Genomic DNA, 18,033 nt, shown 5'->3' on the forward strand with positions numbered 1-18,033 from the left:
GTAGTTATCCTATTTAGTGGCGGCTATTCGTCCAATAAAATCTTTAGGTCAGGTTTTTTTAACTCACAGTAAAACCGCAGATGCGATTGTTGAAGCACTTGAGATTGAAGCAGGAGAGATAGTTCTGGAAATTGGGCCCGGGAAAGGGATTTTAACGCGGCGATTGGTGGACAAGGGGTGCAGCGTCATCGGAGTGGAGATTGACCCGCGGTTGGTGAGTTTGCTTAAAATGACAATCGGCGCAGCGCCTAATTTGACGCTGGTAAATGACGACTTTCTGCAGTTTGATATGAGGCGGTTTTCCGGAATAAAAATAGTGGGTAATTTGCCCTATTACCTATCCACGGAAATTCTTTTGAAACTTCTCGAACACAGTTCGGCATGGGAGCGTGCGGTACTTACTACCCAGAGAGAGTTTGCGGAACGGGTTTTGGGAAAGCCCGGAACAAAGCATTATTGCGCTCTAAGCGTAATCTGTTCTTATTTATGTTTAGGTCGTCGGTTGTTCAATATTCCTCCAAGGTTTTTTAAGCCCAGCCCCGGGGTAATGTCAACGACATTTGTTTTGACCAGGCGTTCACCACCAATTTCCCTTTTGGATGATAAATGGTTTTATCAGGTAGTTCAAGCTGCGTTTAGCCCCCAGCGGCGCAAAACCGTTTTAAATAACATATGTGTTAATCTCAATCTAAAAAAAGAAACGGCAATTAAAATCTTTTCCCAAATTAATCTCGACCAGAAACTCCGGGCAGAAAAGTTGAGTCTGGAGCAGTTTGGGTTATTGAGTGAGGCGCTGAGGACGGTTTGCAAGTAGTTCGTAGTAATAATCAAGGGTTTTTTGGGCAATTACAGGCCAGTCATAGCGCCGAACTGTTTCCAATCCTGCGGAAACCAATTGGTTTCTAAGTTCTGGTTCAGTAAGTACTTTGACCACTGATTGAGAAAGTGCTTCGATATCGTTTGGGGGAAACAGGATGCCGTTTACATTGTGTTGAACCGTTTCGTTGTAGCCGGGGATATTAGAAGCAACAACCGGTGTACCGCATGCCATTGCTTCGAGGAGCACGATGCCCTGTGTTTCACCGCCGAGTGTCGGTGCGCAGTACACATCACAGTTCTGGTAGTAAAAAGGCAGGTCTTTCCGGGGCACGGCGCCGACCAGTTGTACTATTTCGGTCAATCGCAGCTCCTTGATTATCTGGCGACATTTTTTTTCCATTATGCCGGTACCAACTACTGTAAGGCGGATGTTGGGTACTGACTTTTGAATCAACGGTAAAGCCCGGAGAAGGATATCGATTCCTTTTCTCTTGTCAAGGCGACCGAGAAATAGTATTGTTGGCGGTCGATTGGTTTTATTTTGATGGGTTGGTGAGTGGAAAAGACTTAGGTCTATTCCCGATGGGATGATGCGGTATTCACCAGGAATGTACGGTTCTATTGCTGCGCGGGCGCGTTGCGATATGGCAATTTTGCCGTGGATTTTTTTTATCTGATTGCGGAAGAGCGATTGAAAAAGGGTGCTGCCAAAACGGTGCAGGCGAAACCCGGCGGTGAGAAATGTAATTAAATTTATGCTCCGGCTGTAGCGTAAAGCCCAGTAGGAGATTTCGGGCCAAAATACCCCCTGGCAGTGAACAATATCAAACTCATAAGACTCGAGAAAATGTGCGATCTGAGAAGGGAGTTTTAAACCAACTGGCAGGGTGGCATAGGAACGGTTAAGGGGCACAAGGACCGCCCGGCCAAACCGGTACACCGGAATTTCCTCCGGTGTTTCGCTGGAAAGGTAGTCGAATTGCGGAAATCTCGTGGTTAGAATAGAAACCTCGTGTCCCGCCTTTTTTAAATTCAAAGCAAGGTTGTGGGTGTGTTCGCTGACGCCTGATGGATAAGGACGATAAGCAGCAGAAACCAGCAGGATTCTGAGTGGGCGGCTCATTTGCTCAACACCTCCTGATAAACCTGTTCAACGTGCCGGGTGACTTTTTTCCAATCGAAGTCTGCGGCTCGAGCCAGTGCCGCTTGGGCTAATTCTTTTCTTAATTTGGGCGAATCTAAGACGGTGAGAATTGCTTGAGCGAGTGATTGATGTTCGCCTCGGGGGATAAGGATACCATTTACACCGTTGGTGACAATTTCGTTATAACCCGGGATATCAGACGCAATGACCGGTCTACCGCAGGCAAGAGCTTCAATCAGGACGATTCCCATTGCCTCATTACCTATTGTCGGCGCGACATATACCGTGGCGCTGGTGTAATAACCGGCAAGGAGGTCGTTGGGGATGGCGCCGGTAAAAATAACTGATGAGGCAAGATTCAAGCGAATAGCCAGTTTTTGGTAATAGTTTTGTAGTGGTCCGTAACCAACGACCACCAGTTTGGTTTCAGGGTACTGCTTGACGATTTCCGGTAAAGCCATGATGAGCGTATCCAGTCCTTTACGCTTCTCCAACCGGCCAACAAATAGAATAAGAGGTCGTTTTTCTTCTAATAGCGGCGGGATGTTGGGATGAAAGCGCTCCATGTCAACACCGTTGGGGATTACCCGAAAATCGCCGGTAAAAAATCTTTCTGCCCAGCGTTGACTTCCTCGCGTTACCGCAATCTTTATTTTAATTTTGTGGTCAATTTTTTTGAGAAAAAAGCCAACCGTTTTGCATACGGTGTTTGGTAATTCCGGAGTAACGGTGTGAAATGTTACTACAAGAGGATTTTTAGTATAGAGTGCCGCCCAGTATGCCAGTTCAGGGGGAAATATTCCGTGGCAGTGAACGATGTCGAATTTATTGGCGGAAAAAAAGTTTCGCGTGGCCAAAGGAAGTTTGAATTCGAAAGGCAGAGTAAATTGACCTCGGGCAAAGGGCAAAAGCAAACCTTTTCCCAGTCGTGTGGCCGGTAATGCACTATTATCAGGAAACGATGTGTAACTGGTGGTTAAGATGTGTACGGAATGTCCAAGATTTTGCAGTTGTTGTGCCAGGTGGTGTACATGTTCCCCAACTCCGGAGATGTAAGGTCGATAGGCACTGGAGACGAGGCAGATGCGCATTTTACCGTCCGGTGTGCCCAAAACCTCCTTGTCCTCGTTTCGTAGGGGTAAGCGAGTGCTTTTCTTCAAATTCAACTTCAACCGTTCTGCTAAATACGATTTGCGCAATCCGGTCTTTGGGTTTTATTTCAAAATCGACATCTGAGAAGTTGAAGAGAATGACTTTAACTTCTCCGCGGTAATCAGGGTCAATCGTTCCTGGACTATTCAATACACCGATTCCGTGGCGAAGGGCAAGCCCGGACCGGGCACGAACCTGGCCTTCAATACCGTGGGGTAGTTCAATGGCAATGCCGGTTCGGACTACTCCAAAACTGCGGGATTTGATGATTGTGGCTTCGGCAGCGTGAAGGTCAAAGCCGACCGAGTCCGGTGTTGCCCGCGAGGGCAAAGGGATGTCTTTTTTTAGTCGTAAAACACGAATTTTGATTTTTTTCATTGCCAGCCGGCGTTGAATACGAGCCACTGCTCAGGATATTGTTTAATAACCTGGTTGAGTTTTTCAGCGATGATTTGCGTCAGGGAAACAATATCTGCGTCAAGGTCACCCGTAGGGTTGAACTCAATGGGACCGGATATTACGCCGAGATATGGCGGTCGATTTTTGGTACGCTGCCGGACGAAATAACCTATTACAATTGGGATGTTGTAACGCAGCGAGTAAACGGCTGGGCCTTTGGGAAAAGAGCGTTTGGCATCAAAAGCCGGGCAGACGATACCTCGTCCTGTAAGGTCGCGGTCAGCAACCAGTGCCAGAATCCGTTTTTTTTCGAGGGCTTGAATGATGCGATAGCGTTCCGGAATTGGAATTGTTTCCATCGCCAGAGCCTTGCGGTAACGATTAAAGGTTTTCATCCAGCCACCGGGCACCGGTTCTACTACCGCAGAAAGCGGATAGCCAAGGGCGGTTAGAAATACTCCGGCGAGGTCCCAGTTGCCAATGTGACCGGTAACGAGAATTGCGCCCTTGCCTCTGGACAGAACCCGGTCAAATTGTTTCCGATCAAGTTCACCAAGGAGAGCGGTTCGTTTTTTCATCACGGGAATACGAAGCAGGTCAGCGTAAAAAATCGCCATATTCTCGAAAGCCTGACGGGCGGTTTGCAAAATCTTTTTTTCTGTAGCGTCGGGTCCCAAAATATGGCGATAGTTTTCGATAAGCCGCAGCCGCTGGCGGTTGTTTAACCGGAAGGCGACTTTTCCCAAAAGCAGAGCGATTCGGATCGCTAAAAAACGGGGCAACATAAATTGAATAAGTGTTCCCAGTGGCATCAACCAGGTTACTGCAGCTTTACGGTTTCTTCTTTTCATTCCAGGAGCCAAATTTGTCTGAAGCAGATTTTGCCAGTTTGTCCGTAGTTTTGTTCTCGTCCCGCGGAACAAATACAATCTGCACTTCGGGCAATGTGTTAAGAAGCCCAACTGCCTGTCGGTAAAGTGGCTTAAGATTTTCATCACGGACCCGATATTCGCCTTTTAACTGGCGATAAACAAGTTCTGAGTCGGTTTTTATCACCACGGGCTGATTGGGGCAAAGGGTGCGGATTTCCTTTAAAGCAGTGATGAGTGCCTCGTACTCTGCCTGATTGTTCGTTTTTATCCCGATAAAACGGCTAATTTCCTTCAATACGCTCTGGTCCGGTCTCAATATTCTTATTCCGATTCCAGCTGGTCCTGGGTTATAACGCGCTGAACCGTCCACTTCAACCAAATAAGGTGCAGAAGAACTTTCGGGCAATTTGCGATTTTTAGGTTCTGAGGTCAATTTTTCTTTGGTTGAGAGTCCAGCTGGGCAGGAAGTAATATTCTGCCACAGGCTTCACAAAGGTAGAGTTTATTCTGCTTTTCAATTTCAAGTATGCGTTGCGGTGGGATTGGACTGAGACATCCATTACAACGCTCGTTTTCGGTAGTGGTTACTGCCAATCCGCCTTTACTCTTGCGAATTCTCTCGTAACGCTGTAAAAGTTCTGGAGGCAGCGAGCGGGCAATTTCCTGGCGTCTGGTTTCTCTTTCAGAAATTGCCTTCTGCAGTTCATTTTTTTCTCCTTGCAGTGCCTCGATTTTTTTCATCGTCTGGCTTTCGTTTTCGGCAACATTTTTTTCTAAGGCTTTTATTTCTTTTTCGAGCACTTCCAGTTCTTCCATGAGGACAATCATCCTGTCTTCAATCTCCGTTTTAATTCGTTTCTGGGTTTCAATCTCCTTTAAAAATGCCTTATATTGCTCATTGGTTTTAGCCGAATACAACTGAACCGAATAGCTGGCGATTTTTTCCTCAGCGGCTCGCAGGTCAACCTCGGCAAGTTTGTACTGTTTTTTGTGTTCCACGACGCCCTGTTTGCGGGATTCAAGGGCTTTTTTATATTCGTCCACTTGCCGGTGGAGTTCTTCAATGCTTTTTGGGATTTCCTTCAGCCTCTCGTTCAGGCTCTTAAGTTCGGTGTCTATTTCCTGTAATGTTCGCAGGAGGAGAAAGTTCTCTTTCATTGGCGATTGGATTTATTTAAGATAAAAATGGGCGATACCTGATTTGAACAGGTGACCTCTTGCATGTCAAGCAAGCGCTCTAACCAAAGCTGAGCTAATCGCCCGATTGTGGTTGAACAGTTCAAGTTAAATTAATATATTAATTCTTATTCCGTTGTCAAGAAATCAAATTTGTGTTAGAAATCGCAATCAAGTAAGAACCTCAACTGAACTTGCAAAACCATCTCACCGGTAAAGAGTTAAGTATCTCGGGGTTTTGACCGGTTAAAGTCAAGCAGTGTATTTAAATGGGCAGGTTTGCGGTGTTATACGAAAATTATGTTATATTAGAACAAAAAGGCGGTTGGTCCAGAATCCTGGACATCACCAGGTCTGTTTTCAAGAATCAGGATTGCAATGGTGTATAGTTCATAACCGTATTAATTCTCAATGAGATAGACCGTAAAACGGCATTGGTAACCGTGGTTAGGGTGTTGATAATGATGGCAAAAAGGGCAAATCATCAAAGGGTGTTGAAGGCTATCCCCGGAACTGTATCCGGGCTGGGGAGGTATAGGAAACCAATTTTTGTGTTAACTGCTGTTCTTTCTTGCATTTAATGATTATATGTGGTAATATTTTATGATGGTTCCAGAAGTTTGCAGTTACTGTGGTCGGCATCGGCCCAATCGTTTCTGTCCGGTTCTCGGTAAGCCCTTGTGTTCCCAGTGTTGTGGTAGAAATCGACGTAAGTCGATAACCTGTTCTGACGACTGCCGTTACCTGCTGGAAAGTCGGCGTCAGGCGCTGAAAAGGCTGATAAACTTCAGTGGCGATGGTTCGTTTGAACTGAAGATGTTTTCGGTTTTGCACGACCTTCGTTTGGCTTTAGTAAAATTTCGTGAAGGTCAAAAAGAGTCGATATCGGATGTCGAGATAGTTTCGGCGATTGGTAATGCGATAGAGACCCTGAGGGTTCGCGCGCGTGGGCTTATCTACCACTTTCATTCTACGAACCCTATTATCCAGCAGGCAACAGATGTGTTGCTTGGCATCGCGGAACTTTATCAGAATGATGGCAGAGCGAATATGCGGATTGCGCCCGAAGATATAGTTGCCTGTTTAAGGTATCTGGAGAAACAGATTACCGGTGTTAAGGCAAGGGGCGGCAGTTTCTGGGACCTGACAAGAGAAACTGTTGGTATGCGTTTGATTGTAAAAACTCCTGAGAAGGAAGAAAGTAAAATTTTGAAACCCTGACTTCGGGGTTGAAGTTGCTATATACTTGAAACGACCGGGGACCCAGATGAGTCTATTGTATACAAAGGAGGTATGATGAAAAGAGAATTTACACTAACGCGCAAATTTCTGGTGTTAGTAGCCTGTACACTTTTCAGTTGGGGATTGGTCTATGCTGAAGCCGACTCTCTCGCTGTAAATCAGAGTCCTTTTGTGAAAGCGGTAGAACGCGCTATGCCTGCGGTAGTTAACATTTCGGCTGAGAAAGTGGTAAAAGTTTCCCGAGACGAGATATTTCCCGATTTTGGCGGACCTTTTGATGAGTTTTTCAGGGAGTTTTTTCGGGGGATGCCAATTCCAGAACAGAATATCCGTTCACTGGGCTCTGGGGTGATTGTCAGTTCTGAAGGTTATATTGTGACCAATAACCATGTTATTGCTGGCTATGAAGATATCGTGGTAAAACTGGCAGATGGCACAGTTTTCAAGGGTGACGAGGTTAAAGTTGTCGGCAGGGACCCGCAAACTGACCTGGCGGTCTTAAAGGTTAATTCTGATAAGCCGTTGATGGCAATAAAGTATGCGGACCCGGCAAGTATTAAGGTCGGTGATTGGGCGATAGCGATTGGTAACCCCTTTGGGTTGCAGGGAACGGTTACGGTTGGTGTGGTTTCCGCAATTGGCCGTTCGGGAATTCCTTTGCCTGAAGGACCAACACGCCAGGATTTTATTCAGACCGATGCGGCGATAAATCCTGGTAATTCCGGAGGCGCACTGGTAAATATTAGGGGTGAGTTGATTGGAATTAACACCGCATTGAGTTCTCCGGTGGGCGCTAATGTTGGTGTTGGTTTTGCAGTGCCGGTTAGTTATGTTAAGCCGGTTGTTGAGCAATTGATTACGTATGGTAAGGTAATAAGAGGGTATTTGGGTGTTAGGCCTCAGGTGATTAACGAGAAAATCCGGCAGGCTTTGAAACTTGATGACACAACCGGGGTATTAATAAGTGAGGTTGTTGCGAATACACCCGCGGAAAAGGCGGGGTTGAAGCCCGGGGATGTTATCGTGGCGATAAATGGCGAAAGTTTTGCCGGTGTTGAGGGTTTTCGCAAACTGATAGCGGAATTTAAGCCGGGAACAGAAGTTGTGTTAACCGTAATACGAAATGGCAAACGGATGACAAAAAGGGCGGTTCTGACCGAATTTCCCGAAGAGAGGGCAGAAAATATACCGACTGATGTTGAGAAAGGTAAAGGCTGGTTGGGAATTAAAGTGAGCGAACTTTCGTCTGATGAAAAGAAGGCGGCTGATGTGAGCGACGGTGTGAAGGTTATTGGGGTTGAGAGAGGTAGTCCGGCAGATAAAGCGGGAATTGAAGTTGGTGATTTGATTCTGAAGGTGGGAGATGAAACGATAAAAGGGGTGGACGAGTTTTACCGGCTTACCGAAAAGTTGTCCGGCGCAAAGGAGCCCTTACTTTTGTATATTAAACGCGGGAGCCAGCCGATGTTCGTTGCTGTTGAACCATAAACAGATTAGTTCAATGTTGACGAGCGGCTTAATTTTTGCCACAATATGCCAATAAAAGGAGGTTTAATAGCGTAGTTGTTCGTTTTGAATGACAGAAGGTATTTATTTTATTTGTTGTTTGAGTAAAATAGAAATTGTTTTTTCCAATTTTTCCCCGAAAAAAGAAGGGTGGTTTTTATATTATGGATGGTATAAAAGAAAAACCATTAATACTTGATGGCAAAAAGGTATCCCAACTTATCAGGGAAGAACTTAAAAACAGGGTTGTTACACTGAGAGAAAAAGGAATTGTTCCGAAACTGGCTATTGTCCTTGTTGGCGAATATGAACCATCGCTAATCTATGTAACAAATAAAGAACGAGCATGTCGGTCTGCTGGAATTGAAGCAGAAACTTTCCGTCTCGGTGCCGATGTCGAAGAGTCAAGAGTGGTTGAAATAATCAATCGGTGTAATGAAGACAGGAAAATTCATGGCATTATTTTGCAATTACCATTGCCCGGACATTTAGATAAGGATAAGTTGCTTGAAGTTATTAAGCCGGAAAAGGATGTCGACGGTCTAACGCCGGTAAATTTAGGAAAACTGGCAGCGGGAAAACCGAGGTTCATTCCAGCAACACCAAGTGGGATTGTTGAACTACTGCTACGGTATTCTATTTCTCCAAAGGGGCGTCGAGTAGTAATTGTCGGTCGTGGCGAGCTTGTGGGCAAGCCGCTCGCAAATCTTTTACTTATAAAAGGAGAACGCGGAGATGCCACGGTAACGGTGTGCCATAGCCAGACGCCCAATCTAAAATCGGTTTGCCGCGCGGCAGAAATTTTAGTAGTCGCGGCGGGAAAGCCAGGATTGATTAAAGGTGATATGGTTTCAGAAGGTGCAGTGGTGGTTGACGCTGGTATTCATCGGACAGAACAGGGTATCATTGGAGATGTTGATTTTGACAGTGTCGCGAAAGTTGCAGGGGCAATTACACCGGTTCCCGGTGGCGTAGGTCCGATGACGGTAGCGATGTTGTTGTACAATACAGTGGAGGCGGCAGATGGAAGCGGTAATGGAAATTGAAGCAGTTTTAACAAAGGACCAGATACTAATCAATAAAGAACTGCGCCGAACTTTTCACGGATTCCGAAATATGCCAGCTCGGTTGCGGGCTGCAATGCGTTATGCGGTATTTTCCGGAGGCAAGCGTTTGCGGCCAATACTGGCATTAGAAAGTTATCGAGCATGTGGTGGGAAAAACATCAACTGGATTATACCTTTTTGTTGCGGAATAGAATTAATTCATACCTTTTCTCTCGTTCACGACGACCTTCCGGCAATGGATAATGATGATTTTCGTCGAGGGAAACCTTCAGTTCATCGTCAGTTCGATGAGGGGACAGCGATTCTGGCGGGTGACGCTCTGATTGCTTGTGCTTTTGAGTTATTTGCCGTCAGCCCTGCCCCTCTTGCCAATCGCTTAAAGGCAATTCACCTCATCGCGCATGCTATAGGGCCCAAAGGAATGGCGGGTGGTCAGATGTTTGACCTTGAAGGGTCGCAAGAAACCGAGCGGGTTGCACGGCTGAAAACCGCCGAATTTATTGCTGCTTCAATCAGCGTTGGGGCAATAATTGCCGGAGCACCGGTGAAACTGCAGAAAAAGTTACACCATCTTGGTTTGATTACCGGCGTGCTTTTTCAACTTACCGATGACCTCCTTGATATTGAGCAAGATGCCGTCAGGAATAGCAGGAAAATACAACCCAATCTTATTCGAAGGGCAAATCTACTTTCCCGGCGGGCGGAGAAAGGATTTGCATCTCTGGGGCGCAATTTCTCCTTTTTTTCTCATCTGGCTAACTTTATTCTTCGGCGGAATGCGTAGATGGCTGTATTAAAATCCGTCAATTCACCAGAGGACATTCGCAAACTATCGCTTGATGAACTAAGGCAACTTGCCAGCGAGATTAGAGATTTGATAATTACAACTACATCACTTACTGGAGGTCATGTAGCCCCAAACCTTGGGGTTGTTGAGCTAACTTTAGCGCTGCATTACGTTTTTAATACACCGGACGATCGGATTATTTGGGATGTGGGACATCAATGTTACGCTCATAAAATAATTACAGGCCGTAAGGAAAAATTTTCCACATTGCGCCAATACGGCGGAATCGCAGGTTTTCCTAAAAAGTCGGAAAGTGTTTACGATGTTTTTGATACGGGACATTCTGGTAATTCAATCTCGGTTTCCCTCGGAATGGCAACGGCAGATTATTTACTTGGTAATAACACTCGGCGCACAGTGGCAGTAATCGGGGATGGTTCAATTGTCAGTGGAATGGCGCTTGAGGCCCTCAACCATGCGGGGATGTTGAAGCGAGATATTATAGTTGTTCTTAACGATAACGAGATGTCAATTGCCCGTTCGACCGGCGCCATTGCTGCCTATCTTAATCGGGTGATTACGGGAAGGGTTTACAATAGGTTGCGGGAGGATGCCTGGTCCCTACTCGGACATCTACCGAAAGATTTAAGTGCCCGTGCCCGACTTGCGGCAAGAAAACTTGAAGAAGGGTTAAAAAATCTTGTTGTCCCCAGTCTTCTTTTTGAGGAGTTGGGTTTTAGGTATATTGGGCCGGTAGACGGGCATAGTATTCCCGAATTGATAGAGACCTTTCGTCGAGTAAGAGGGCTTAAAGGTCCGGTATTGATTCATACAGTAACTAAAAAAGGTCAAGGTTACTCGATAGCGATGGAGCAACCAGAACGCTTTCATGGCATCGGTCCTTTTGATGTAAAGACCGGTGCCTCCAGCGTGTCCTCGGGACCAACATTCACCGAAAGTTTCGGCAGAAAAGTTGTTGAGCTTGCGGAGCGAAACCCACGAGTGGTTACAATAACCGCGGGGATGTGTTTGGGAACTGGGTTGGAGCAATTTAGAGAGAAGTTCCCTGATAGGTTTTTTGATGTGGGGATTTGCGAGCAGCATGCGGTGAGTTTTGCAGCGGGGTTAGCGCAAAATGGATTAAGACCGGTGGTGGCGATATATTCTACTTTTTTGATGCGGGCAATTGACCAGTTACTGCAAGATGTGTGTTTACAGAATCTGCCGGTGGTATTTGCGATAGACCGAGCGGGTCTGGTTGGTGAGGATGGGCCAACTCATCATGGGGTTTATGACCTTTCGTACCTGACAATGCTCCCCGGCATAAAAATATTTGCTCCACGAGATGAGTTTGATATGGCGCGGATGTTGGAGTATGCGGTTGAATGTGTTAATGGTCCAGTAGCACTTCGTTATCCTCGCGGTGGTTCGGAATTAACTCTTTCGTCCACCGAAAGAAGTCCGATTGAACCCGGGAAGGGAGAATTGTTACGGTACGGAGAGGACGGCGCGGTTCTCGCTGTAGGCTCGATGGTAAAATATGCCCTCGATGCCGCAGAACTTCTTGCCCAGCAGGGTCTGGACTTGGCGGTTGCGGATGCTCGTTCAGTTAAACCCGTTGATGAGGAACTTATAACGCGACTAGCACGGATAAAAGGTAAACTGGTTACACTTGAGGAAAATACTCTATTGGGCGGGTTTGGGAACCTCGTGAGTTTAGTTCTTGAAAAAAGAGCTGTTGACTGCAAGTTACGCCGGATTGGGCTGGAAGATAGATTTTTCGGTCACGGCCCACGGAAGAAGTTGTTAGAAGAATGTGGGTTGAGCGTTGATAAGATTAGCAGCAATTTGATGCAGTTTTTCCGATGAACAAAATTAAATTTTGGGCATTTTGGGGAGCATTACTTTTTTCGTCAAATTATCTTTTTGGTTACTCTTTGGTTGAAGAGTCAAAGGTTGTTGCTCGACCTGATTATGTACTGGGTGTTGTTTTTCTTGAAAAGTGGCGGGATGATGTTTATTTGGGAGTGGAAAAGGTAATTCCCCTTGAAGAGTACTTAGATTATTCGATTAAGGAGGCAGTGATTGCTACCTGGCAAAGTGAGGCACGTCAGACGATGGAGCGACGAGAACTGGCTGCAGAGCCAAGCGGGTTAATTCCTGACATTGAAATACCAAAATTACCGATATTAGGGGAAGGCTCTAAGATAGATATCACGGGAAGCGACCGAATAACACTTGGTGGTAGTCAGACGGTAGTTACCGGTGTGACTCAGACGGCAAATCAACCTTCGCTTTTCCCCGAGTTGAAAATGGAACAACAATTGGCGGTCAGCGTTAATGGGACGATTGGCGAGCGCGTGAAGGTTACCATTGATCATAATTCAGAAAGAGAAGAGCAGCAGAATAAAATTAGACTGCAGTACACAGGAACCGAGGACGATGCGGTTCGTTCAATTGAGCTGGGCGATACCAAACTGGATATTCCTGGAACCAGTTACACGGGAGACCTGCCAGCGCGGCAAGGGCTTTTTGGTATTTCGGCAAAGGGTAAAATGGGTCCAGTTGACTTATATGCTGTTGCCTCGCGGGAAGGCTCACAAAGTCAAAGTCAAAGTTTTACTGGTAAGAGACGAGTGAAGACCGATACCATCTGGGATGTTGACTTTGTCCCACGGCGTTTTTATCGACTTCCGGGCGTAGATACAAGCGAGCGGTTGGTTGGTTTGAGAATTTACATCGATGACCGAAATTCTGGTAACAACCAGGCGGCGGTGAAAGCAATCGCGACGGTATTTCCCAACGCACCCGATTCGGTAGTTGAAGACACTACTACTTGGTGGAGTTATGACCGGGCAGGCGGTGATTTTGACCTCAAAGCTCCGGGTATCGACTATGTTGTTCAGCCCAATAATATAGTTGAATTCCTGAGCCCGATTGAACGCAATTATATCATCGGGGCTGTTATTTATAAGGCGACCGATACGCTGGGGGGGCAACTGTTACGCGATTCTTTAGTCCTGTGTTTGCTTAAACCGGAAGTGAGTGATTCTCTTTCTCGAGCCTGGGATTTGGAACTTCGGAACAGTTATCAGTTACCAGAAACCGATGTTAAATTGGACGCGATTCAAATATTCCGTTATGACCCTCAGGGTCAACATGCCGATTATGAAACCGACCCGGCCAATCCATACTTCGGAATGAAATTTCTTCAGATTTTGAAATTGGACCCCGACGGTGATGGTAAACTTCAATACCCCGAGTTTGACAGTAAAACAGGTATTATCAGATTTCCCGGGTTAAAGCCATTTGCCGCAGGAGAGCTTTCGGTAAAAGATTCAATTATCTACCGTGTCAATACCGATATTTTGCCACCCGGTTTGGGTAGAAAATATTTTCTCGTTGCTTCTTATTACTCGGTTACCGAGACTTATTATCTGGGTCAGACGGACATTATGGAAAATTCCGAGAAAATCCTTGTCAATGGGCAATTGAAAACACGAAATGTGGATTACTCGATTGATTATAAAACTGGTATCATCACTTTTTTAACTCCTTTACCTCCCGACGCCGACATTCAAGTAACATTTGAATACCAGCCATGGTTTTCTCTTACCCAGAGTTCGTTGGTGGGTACCCGGGCAGAATGGGTTTTTGCACCGCAGGGTAAAGTTGGTTCCAGTTTTTTCTTCCGGGACGAAGGCGTCCGGGAAGATAAACCAATCCTTGGTTCGGAACCTTTTCAGCGCACTATTGCCGAAACCGATATTGGATACAGTGTTACATCAGATGCGGTCACGGCGTTTCTCGACCGGCTTCCCATTCTCTGGGCACAGGCTCCATCCCGTCTTGATTTTCGAACCGAAGGGGCCGTATCTCTGCCGAATCCCAACACCCGGGGGGTGGCTTATCTTGATGATTTTGAGGGTACAACAATCACACGAGATATTCCCAATACGGCATTGCTCTGGTCATTGGCATCTGTACCGGTTGGCAAAGACACCAGTCAGTTTGCCCGTACTCCACTGAAATGGATTAACCCAGCGAAGAAGATTCGTAAGGACAGTGTGTTTGGTACCAATATCGGCGATGAAGCGAGTGAGACGCAAGATATTCTGCAAGTTATTGTTACTCCTGACAACTCGGCAAGCTGGGCCGGGATAATGCAGGCACCACCTGGGGCGCAAATTGGGATGAATTTTACCGACATCGAAAACCTTGAATTGATTGTGAGGTCGCGACAAGGGCGAGGTAATTTACACATCTCAGTTGGAATGGCAATCGATGAGGATGCACCGCGCCGCGCAAAAGATGGCACGATTAAAGGGCTCAATGGCCGTCTTGATACCGAGGACCGAAATGGCAATGGTATCCTTGACGAGGATGAAGATACCGGGCTTGATAGTGTTTTCGGTTCAGATTCTCTCTGGAGCCCAGGTTCATTAGACGATGGCACTGACGACTACGATCCGTATACCAATCAACAGGGAACCGAAAGGAATCGTCGTCTTGATGCAGAAGATCTGGATCGCAATGGGTTTTCTCGTTACAACCATTACTTTGAATATACCATTTCCCTACAAGATGATAAGTTTCTGACGCCCCTTTACAACAACTGGCGCCTCTACCGACTTTCTTTACGCGACAGCACCCTTTTTAACAAAATCGGTACTCCGAAGTGGGAGGATATACGTGTAGTTCGGGTTTGGTTTGATGAATTTGACAGTTTGGATACGTTAGAGATATATTCAATTCAATTTGTTGGCAGCAAATGGCGCGACCCCAGGATTACCGACAAGATGGACAACCGGATTGTTATTGCTGATACCACGGAAAAAGTTTGGGTCGGTCAGGTTTCCAAGAAAACAGATACTACTTATAACTCACCGTTTGAACTCAAACGAGATATAACCGGACGATTAGAAACTGAAGCAGCACTTTTGTTTGGGTACAGCAACTTAGATACTTCGCATCAGGCGTTTGTTAGTAAGACAATTACCACTGGCGAAGATTATCGCGATTACGAAGAGTTGCGGTGGTTTGTCCACGACGATGGAAACGGACTCAACACTTTTATTAGACTTGGTTCCGATTCGGCAAACTATTATGAATTTCGAGCTCCGATTGCATCAGGAAGAAAGATAGCATACGGAGATGGCAGATGGTTTGAATTTTCGATAAAACTGGAATCGTTGCCTTTTCTTAAGTTGAAGCGCGATTCATTAAGGATAGCACCGGAGTCAATTTTGACCCTAAAGATGGGCGAGCATTATTACCGAATTAAAGGAATGCCTCTTTTAGCCAATATCCGCTGGACCGCCTTGGGTGTTGAAAACACCGGCACTGAAAGAGTGAGCGGCGGTGTTTGGTTTAATGACCTTCGACTGACGACTCCCCGTAAAGACCCGGGGTATGGATTCACAGCGCAAACGAACTTCCAGCTGGCAGATTTTGCGGCAATTGATTTGAGGTACTCATATTCCGATCCCAACTTTCGCCGTTTTTCCGATGGGAGGGGTGTAAAAACTGGTGGTTTTGAGCAAAACTTCGGCACTAATGTCCGGATAAGTTTTGATCACTTCTTTCCCCGAGATTGGAAATTATCAATTCCTTTTGGATATTCAATGTCGCGTCAGGTTTCTGTCCCGAAGTTTTCTCCAACATATCCTGACCTAAGGTTGAAGCTGGAAGATGGGACACGGGTAATCGGCAGGGGGGTTGCACAGGAAATTAATCTAACAAATATTTCTAAGGGTAAGTCCAACAATAAATTGCTTAATTATACTATTGAAGCAATGAGTTTCTCTTGGTATGAGCGTTGGGCGGCAAGTCGTAGATATCCTTTTTTTGATTCCAGTAATGCGCGGGGATGGCAATGGCGGTACGGTATCAATCCGGATGTAAAAATTTCCCTCGGCAAAGATAAAGAACTTTATCCTTTACCTCGTGACATTCGGTTTGCAATAACTCAGGGGAAACGTATTGATATTCGAGGGGATACGATTCGCTCTTATCCTGATACGCTGCGCGGTAACGGAATTTCCGGAGATTTTAGTATTGGTTTTTCTCCTGTAGAAGACCTTAATATCGAATATGGATGGGAAACAGAGCGAGATTTAATTACCTCCAACCCTGATACGATTTTCCGTTTTCCACTGGGAGCAGAAGGTCGCCGAAATGAAGACTTCAATGTTTCCTATGAATTACAGATTGGGGAAATTTTCAATCCGTCTATTGAGTTCAACGGCGAGTATAACCACGAACGTCCTAAAATTGGCACCACCTATGCAGATTATCGGAATATCGATAATTCGGGCGAAATAGCACTCAGTGCGACATTAGAACTGCCAGATATATTGGACAAGCTTGCCACTGCTCCCAAGAGACAACCCGTCTCTCCGCAAAAACCTATCAGGGAAACCGGGAGGCCATTAAGAAAATCAGGCGAGCAAGAACAAGCAGAAGATACGACCGCGTTGGAATCAAATGGAGATACCATTTCCGTTGTACCTCCAGTAGCGAAAAAATCCACACTATTTTTTGATCTAAAGTCGGTCGTTAGTGAACTTGCAAAAAATATTGAGCCCCTGGAAGTAAGTTACTCAATTTCGCGCAATAGTGATTATCAGGTGTTTCCTGGAGCAGCGCCCTGGTATTATCGATTTGGATTTCTCGATACATTTCCAATTGATACCATAATTGGCAGACTTCCACGCACGAGAGAACTTGATAACAACTTCCGATTTTCAACGGGTGGTGGTTACCGAGACTTTTCGATTAGGTTGGATTACAGCCTCAGTTGGGGGAAAAACGCTGCTCTTGTGGGTGCAACTGCAGACCGTAATTTGGTCTGGCCTAACATTCAAATTAATATCAATCGGGTACACAATTTATTCAGTGCATTTGCTACTGATTCTCGAATTTCTTCCAGCTATCGAAAGAGCTGGGATATGAGAGGCGAGCTACTGCCAACTTCTTATGGTGGCGAAACACTTGCAATATTTGGTCGTACCGAAACAAGGTCGATTGATTTAAACCCTCTTTTCTCTTGGCAAACTTCTTGGAAAAAGAGAATTTCGACAACATTTAACATAAATTACAGCACGGTCAGTAACATTTCCTATCTCAGTGAAACCGGTGTCAATCGCAGCCAGACGGATTCTCGAACTCAGGGTGCCAACTTTTCTGTTTCATATGCCTTTTCTGCTCCTCAGGGTTTGAAATTGCCATTTTTAAGACGGGTTCGATTTTCTTCAGATCTGAACCTTACCGGCCAGCTGCGAATATCTCAAACATTGCGGGACCAGAAAGTCTGGAGTTCTATTGGCGAACCTTCGGTTGTACCCCAACAAAAAGACAATGCATTTGGCACAACTATTGGTGCATCTTACCGTTTTTCCCGAGCTATTGAAGCAGGGTTGAATACCGGCTACAGCCACAACCGGGGATTGAGCGGTATTACTACCCGTCGAACCGATCTAAGCTGCTGGGTACTGTTTCGCTTTTAATGAACGACCGCGAGAAGACCGTTGTTATCTTTTTGGTAAGTGTGCTTGTGGTTGGAGCGGGAATAAGTTTTTTCAAAAAAAGCCAGCGTTCTCGAGTGGTTTCTGAGGTGAACATTATCGGAGGGGAAAGGTCGGGAGATGAGAAGTTGGATATCAATCAGGCGACGGCAGAACAGTTGGAAGCTTTGCCGGGCATAGGGTCAGTGATTGCACAAAGGATCGTTGAGTACCGTGAAAAGCACGGAGGATTTAAAACGGTGGATGAGCTTCTTGAAGTGACTGGTATTGGGCCTAAAAGGTTGGCAGGAATTAAGGATTTTGTAGTTTGTAATCCACCTTAATTTTAAAAAGTTGGTTTATG

General features: G+C 45.8%; 14 protein-coding genes and 1 tRNA gene. 8 read left to right on the forward strand and 7 right to left on the reverse strand.

The window, feature by feature from the left end; genetic code table 11:
* Positions 1-16: 16 nt before the first annotated feature.
* Complete coding sequence (rsmA, locus tag HPY86_00820; protein ID NPV13466.1) at positions 17-814, forward strand: ribosomal RNA small subunit methyltransferase A; 798 nt, start codon at positions 17-19, stop codon at positions 812-814.
* Here the strand turns inward: rsmA and HPY86_00825 are convergent.
* The 7 genes from HPY86_00825 to HPY86_00855 all read right to left on the reverse strand — a co-directional run bounded on the left by HPY86_00825 (position 779) and on the right by HPY86_00855 (position 5,648).
* Positions 779-1,942: a glycosyltransferase family 4 protein gene (locus HPY86_00825; protein NPV13467.1), complete on the reverse strand. Its 1,164-nt coding sequence runs from the start codon at positions 1,940-1,942 to the stop codon at positions 779-781. The two genes, rsmA and HPY86_00825, sit on opposite strands and share 36 nt — an antisense overlap.
* Complete coding sequence (locus HPY86_00830) at positions 1,939-3,123, reverse strand: glycosyltransferase family 4 protein (protein NPV13468.1); 1,185 nt, start codon at positions 3,121-3,123, stop codon at positions 1,939-1,941. The genes HPY86_00825 and HPY86_00830 overlap by 4 nt, the downstream gene beginning before the upstream one ends.
* On the reverse strand, positions 3,056-3,493 hold the full coding sequence (dut, locus tag HPY86_00835) for a dUTP diphosphatase (GenBank protein ID NPV13469.1): 438 nt from the start codon (positions 3,491-3,493) through the stop codon (positions 3,056-3,058). The genes HPY86_00830 and dut overlap by 68 nt, the downstream gene beginning before the upstream one ends.
* Positions 3,490-4,365, reverse strand: coding sequence for a hypothetical protein (locus HPY86_00840; GenBank protein ID NPV13470.1), 876 nt, complete (start codon positions 4,363-4,365; stop codon positions 3,490-3,492). Before HPY86_00840 ends, dut begins: the two co-directional genes overlap by 4 nt.
* On the reverse strand, positions 4,346-4,765 hold the full coding sequence (locus HPY86_00845; GenBank protein ID NPV13471.1) for a ribonuclease HI family protein: 420 nt from the start codon (positions 4,763-4,765) through the stop codon (positions 4,346-4,348). The genes HPY86_00840 and HPY86_00845 overlap by 20 nt, the downstream gene beginning before the upstream one ends.
* Before the next feature lie 50 nt (positions 4,766-4,815).
* Complete coding sequence (locus tag HPY86_00850) at positions 4,816-5,544, reverse strand: hypothetical protein (GenBank protein ID NPV13472.1); 729 nt, start codon at positions 5,542-5,544, stop codon at positions 4,816-4,818.
* Positions 5,545-5,572: 28 nt separating this feature from the next.
* A tRNA-Val gene (locus HPY86_00855) sits at positions 5,573-5,648 on the reverse strand.
* A gap of 520 nt (positions 5,649-6,168) precedes the next feature.
* Between HPY86_00855 and HPY86_00860 the strand changes: the two genes are divergently transcribed.
* From HPY86_00860 to HPY86_00890, 7 genes are all read left to right on the forward strand, one after another.
* On the forward strand, positions 6,169-6,783 hold the full coding sequence (locus HPY86_00860) for a hypothetical protein (GenBank protein NPV13473.1): 615 nt from the start codon (positions 6,169-6,171) through the stop codon (positions 6,781-6,783).
* A gap of 75 nt (positions 6,784-6,858) precedes the next feature.
* Positions 6,859-8,292: a Do family serine endopeptidase gene (locus tag HPY86_00865; GenBank protein ID NPV13474.1), complete on the forward strand. Its 1,434-nt coding sequence runs from the start codon at positions 6,859-6,861 to the stop codon at positions 8,290-8,292.
* A gap of 182 nt (positions 8,293-8,474) precedes the next feature.
* Positions 8,475-9,356 (forward strand): bifunctional 5,10-methylenetetrahydrofolate dehydrogenase/5,10-methenyltetrahydrofolate cyclohydrolase, encoded by an 882-nt coding sequence (locus HPY86_00870; GenBank protein NPV13475.1) that lies wholly within the window; start codon positions 8,475-8,477, stop codon positions 9,354-9,356.
* A complete protein-coding gene (locus tag HPY86_00875) occupies positions 9,334-10,161 on the forward strand; it encodes a polyprenyl synthetase family protein (protein ID NPV13476.1) in 828 nt (275 codons plus the stop codon). Before HPY86_00870 ends, HPY86_00875 begins: the two co-directional genes overlap by 23 nt.
* Positions 10,162-12,033 (forward strand): 1-deoxy-D-xylulose-5-phosphate synthase, encoded by a 1,872-nt coding sequence (locus tag HPY86_00880; protein ID NPV13477.1) that lies wholly within the window; start codon positions 10,162-10,164, stop codon positions 12,031-12,033.
* Positions 12,030-17,672 carry a hypothetical protein gene (locus HPY86_00885; GenBank protein ID NPV13478.1) on the forward strand — a complete coding sequence of 1,881 codons (5,643 nt, stop codon included), beginning with the start codon at positions 12,030-12,032 and terminating at the stop codon, positions 17,670-17,672. Before HPY86_00880 ends, HPY86_00885 begins: the two co-directional genes overlap by 4 nt.
* Complete coding sequence (locus tag HPY86_00890) at positions 17,672-18,013, forward strand: helix-hairpin-helix domain-containing protein (protein ID NPV13479.1); 342 nt, start codon at positions 17,672-17,674, stop codon at positions 18,011-18,013. Before HPY86_00885 ends, HPY86_00890 begins: the two co-directional genes overlap by 1 nt.
* Positions 18,014-18,033: the final 20 nt, after the last annotated feature.

It is taken from the genome of candidate division WOR-3 bacterium, from assembly GCA_013177935.1.
GTDB lineage: Bacteria > Hydrothermota > Tepidihabitantia > Tepidihabitantales > Tepidihabitantaceae > Tepidihabitans.

Coding starts and splice junctions, on each gene's coding strand:
- HPY86_00825 (NPV13467.1), bottom strand. CDS start 1,942: ATGAGCCGCCCACTCAGAATCCTGCTGGTTTCTGCTGCTTATCGTCCT.
- dut (NPV13469.1), bottom strand. CDS start 3,493: ATGAAAAAAATCAAAATTCGTGTTTTACGACTAAAAAAAGACATCCCT.
- HPY86_00840 (NPV13470.1), bottom strand. CDS start 4,365: ATGAAAAGAAGAAACCGTAAAGCTGCAGTAACCTGGTTGATGCCACTG.
- HPY86_00850 (NPV13472.1), bottom strand. CDS start 5,544: ATGAAAGAGAACTTTCTCCTCCTGCGAACATTACAGGAAATAGACACC.
- HPY86_00860 (NPV13473.1), top strand. CDS start 6,169: ATGGTTCCAGAAGTTTGCAGTTACTGTGGTCGGCATCGGCCCAATCGT.
- HPY86_00865 (NPV13474.1), top strand. CDS start 6,859: ATGAAAAGAGAATTTACACTAACGCGCAAATTTCTGGTGTTAGTAGCC.
- HPY86_00870 (NPV13475.1), top strand. CDS start 8,475: ATGGATGGTATAAAAGAAAAACCATTAATACTTGATGGCAAAAAGGTA.
- HPY86_00875 (NPV13476.1), top strand. CDS start 9,334: ATGGAAGCGGTAATGGAAATTGAAGCAGTTTTAACAAAGGACCAGATA.
- HPY86_00880 (NPV13477.1), top strand. CDS start 10,162: ATGGCTGTATTAAAATCCGTCAATTCACCAGAGGACATTCGCAAACTA.
- HPY86_00885 (NPV13478.1), top strand. CDS start 12,030: ATGAACAAAATTAAATTTTGGGCATTTTGGGGAGCATTACTTTTTTCG.
- HPY86_00890 (NPV13479.1), top strand. CDS start 17,672: ATGAACGACCGCGAGAAGACCGTTGTTATCTTTTTGGTAAGTGTGCTT.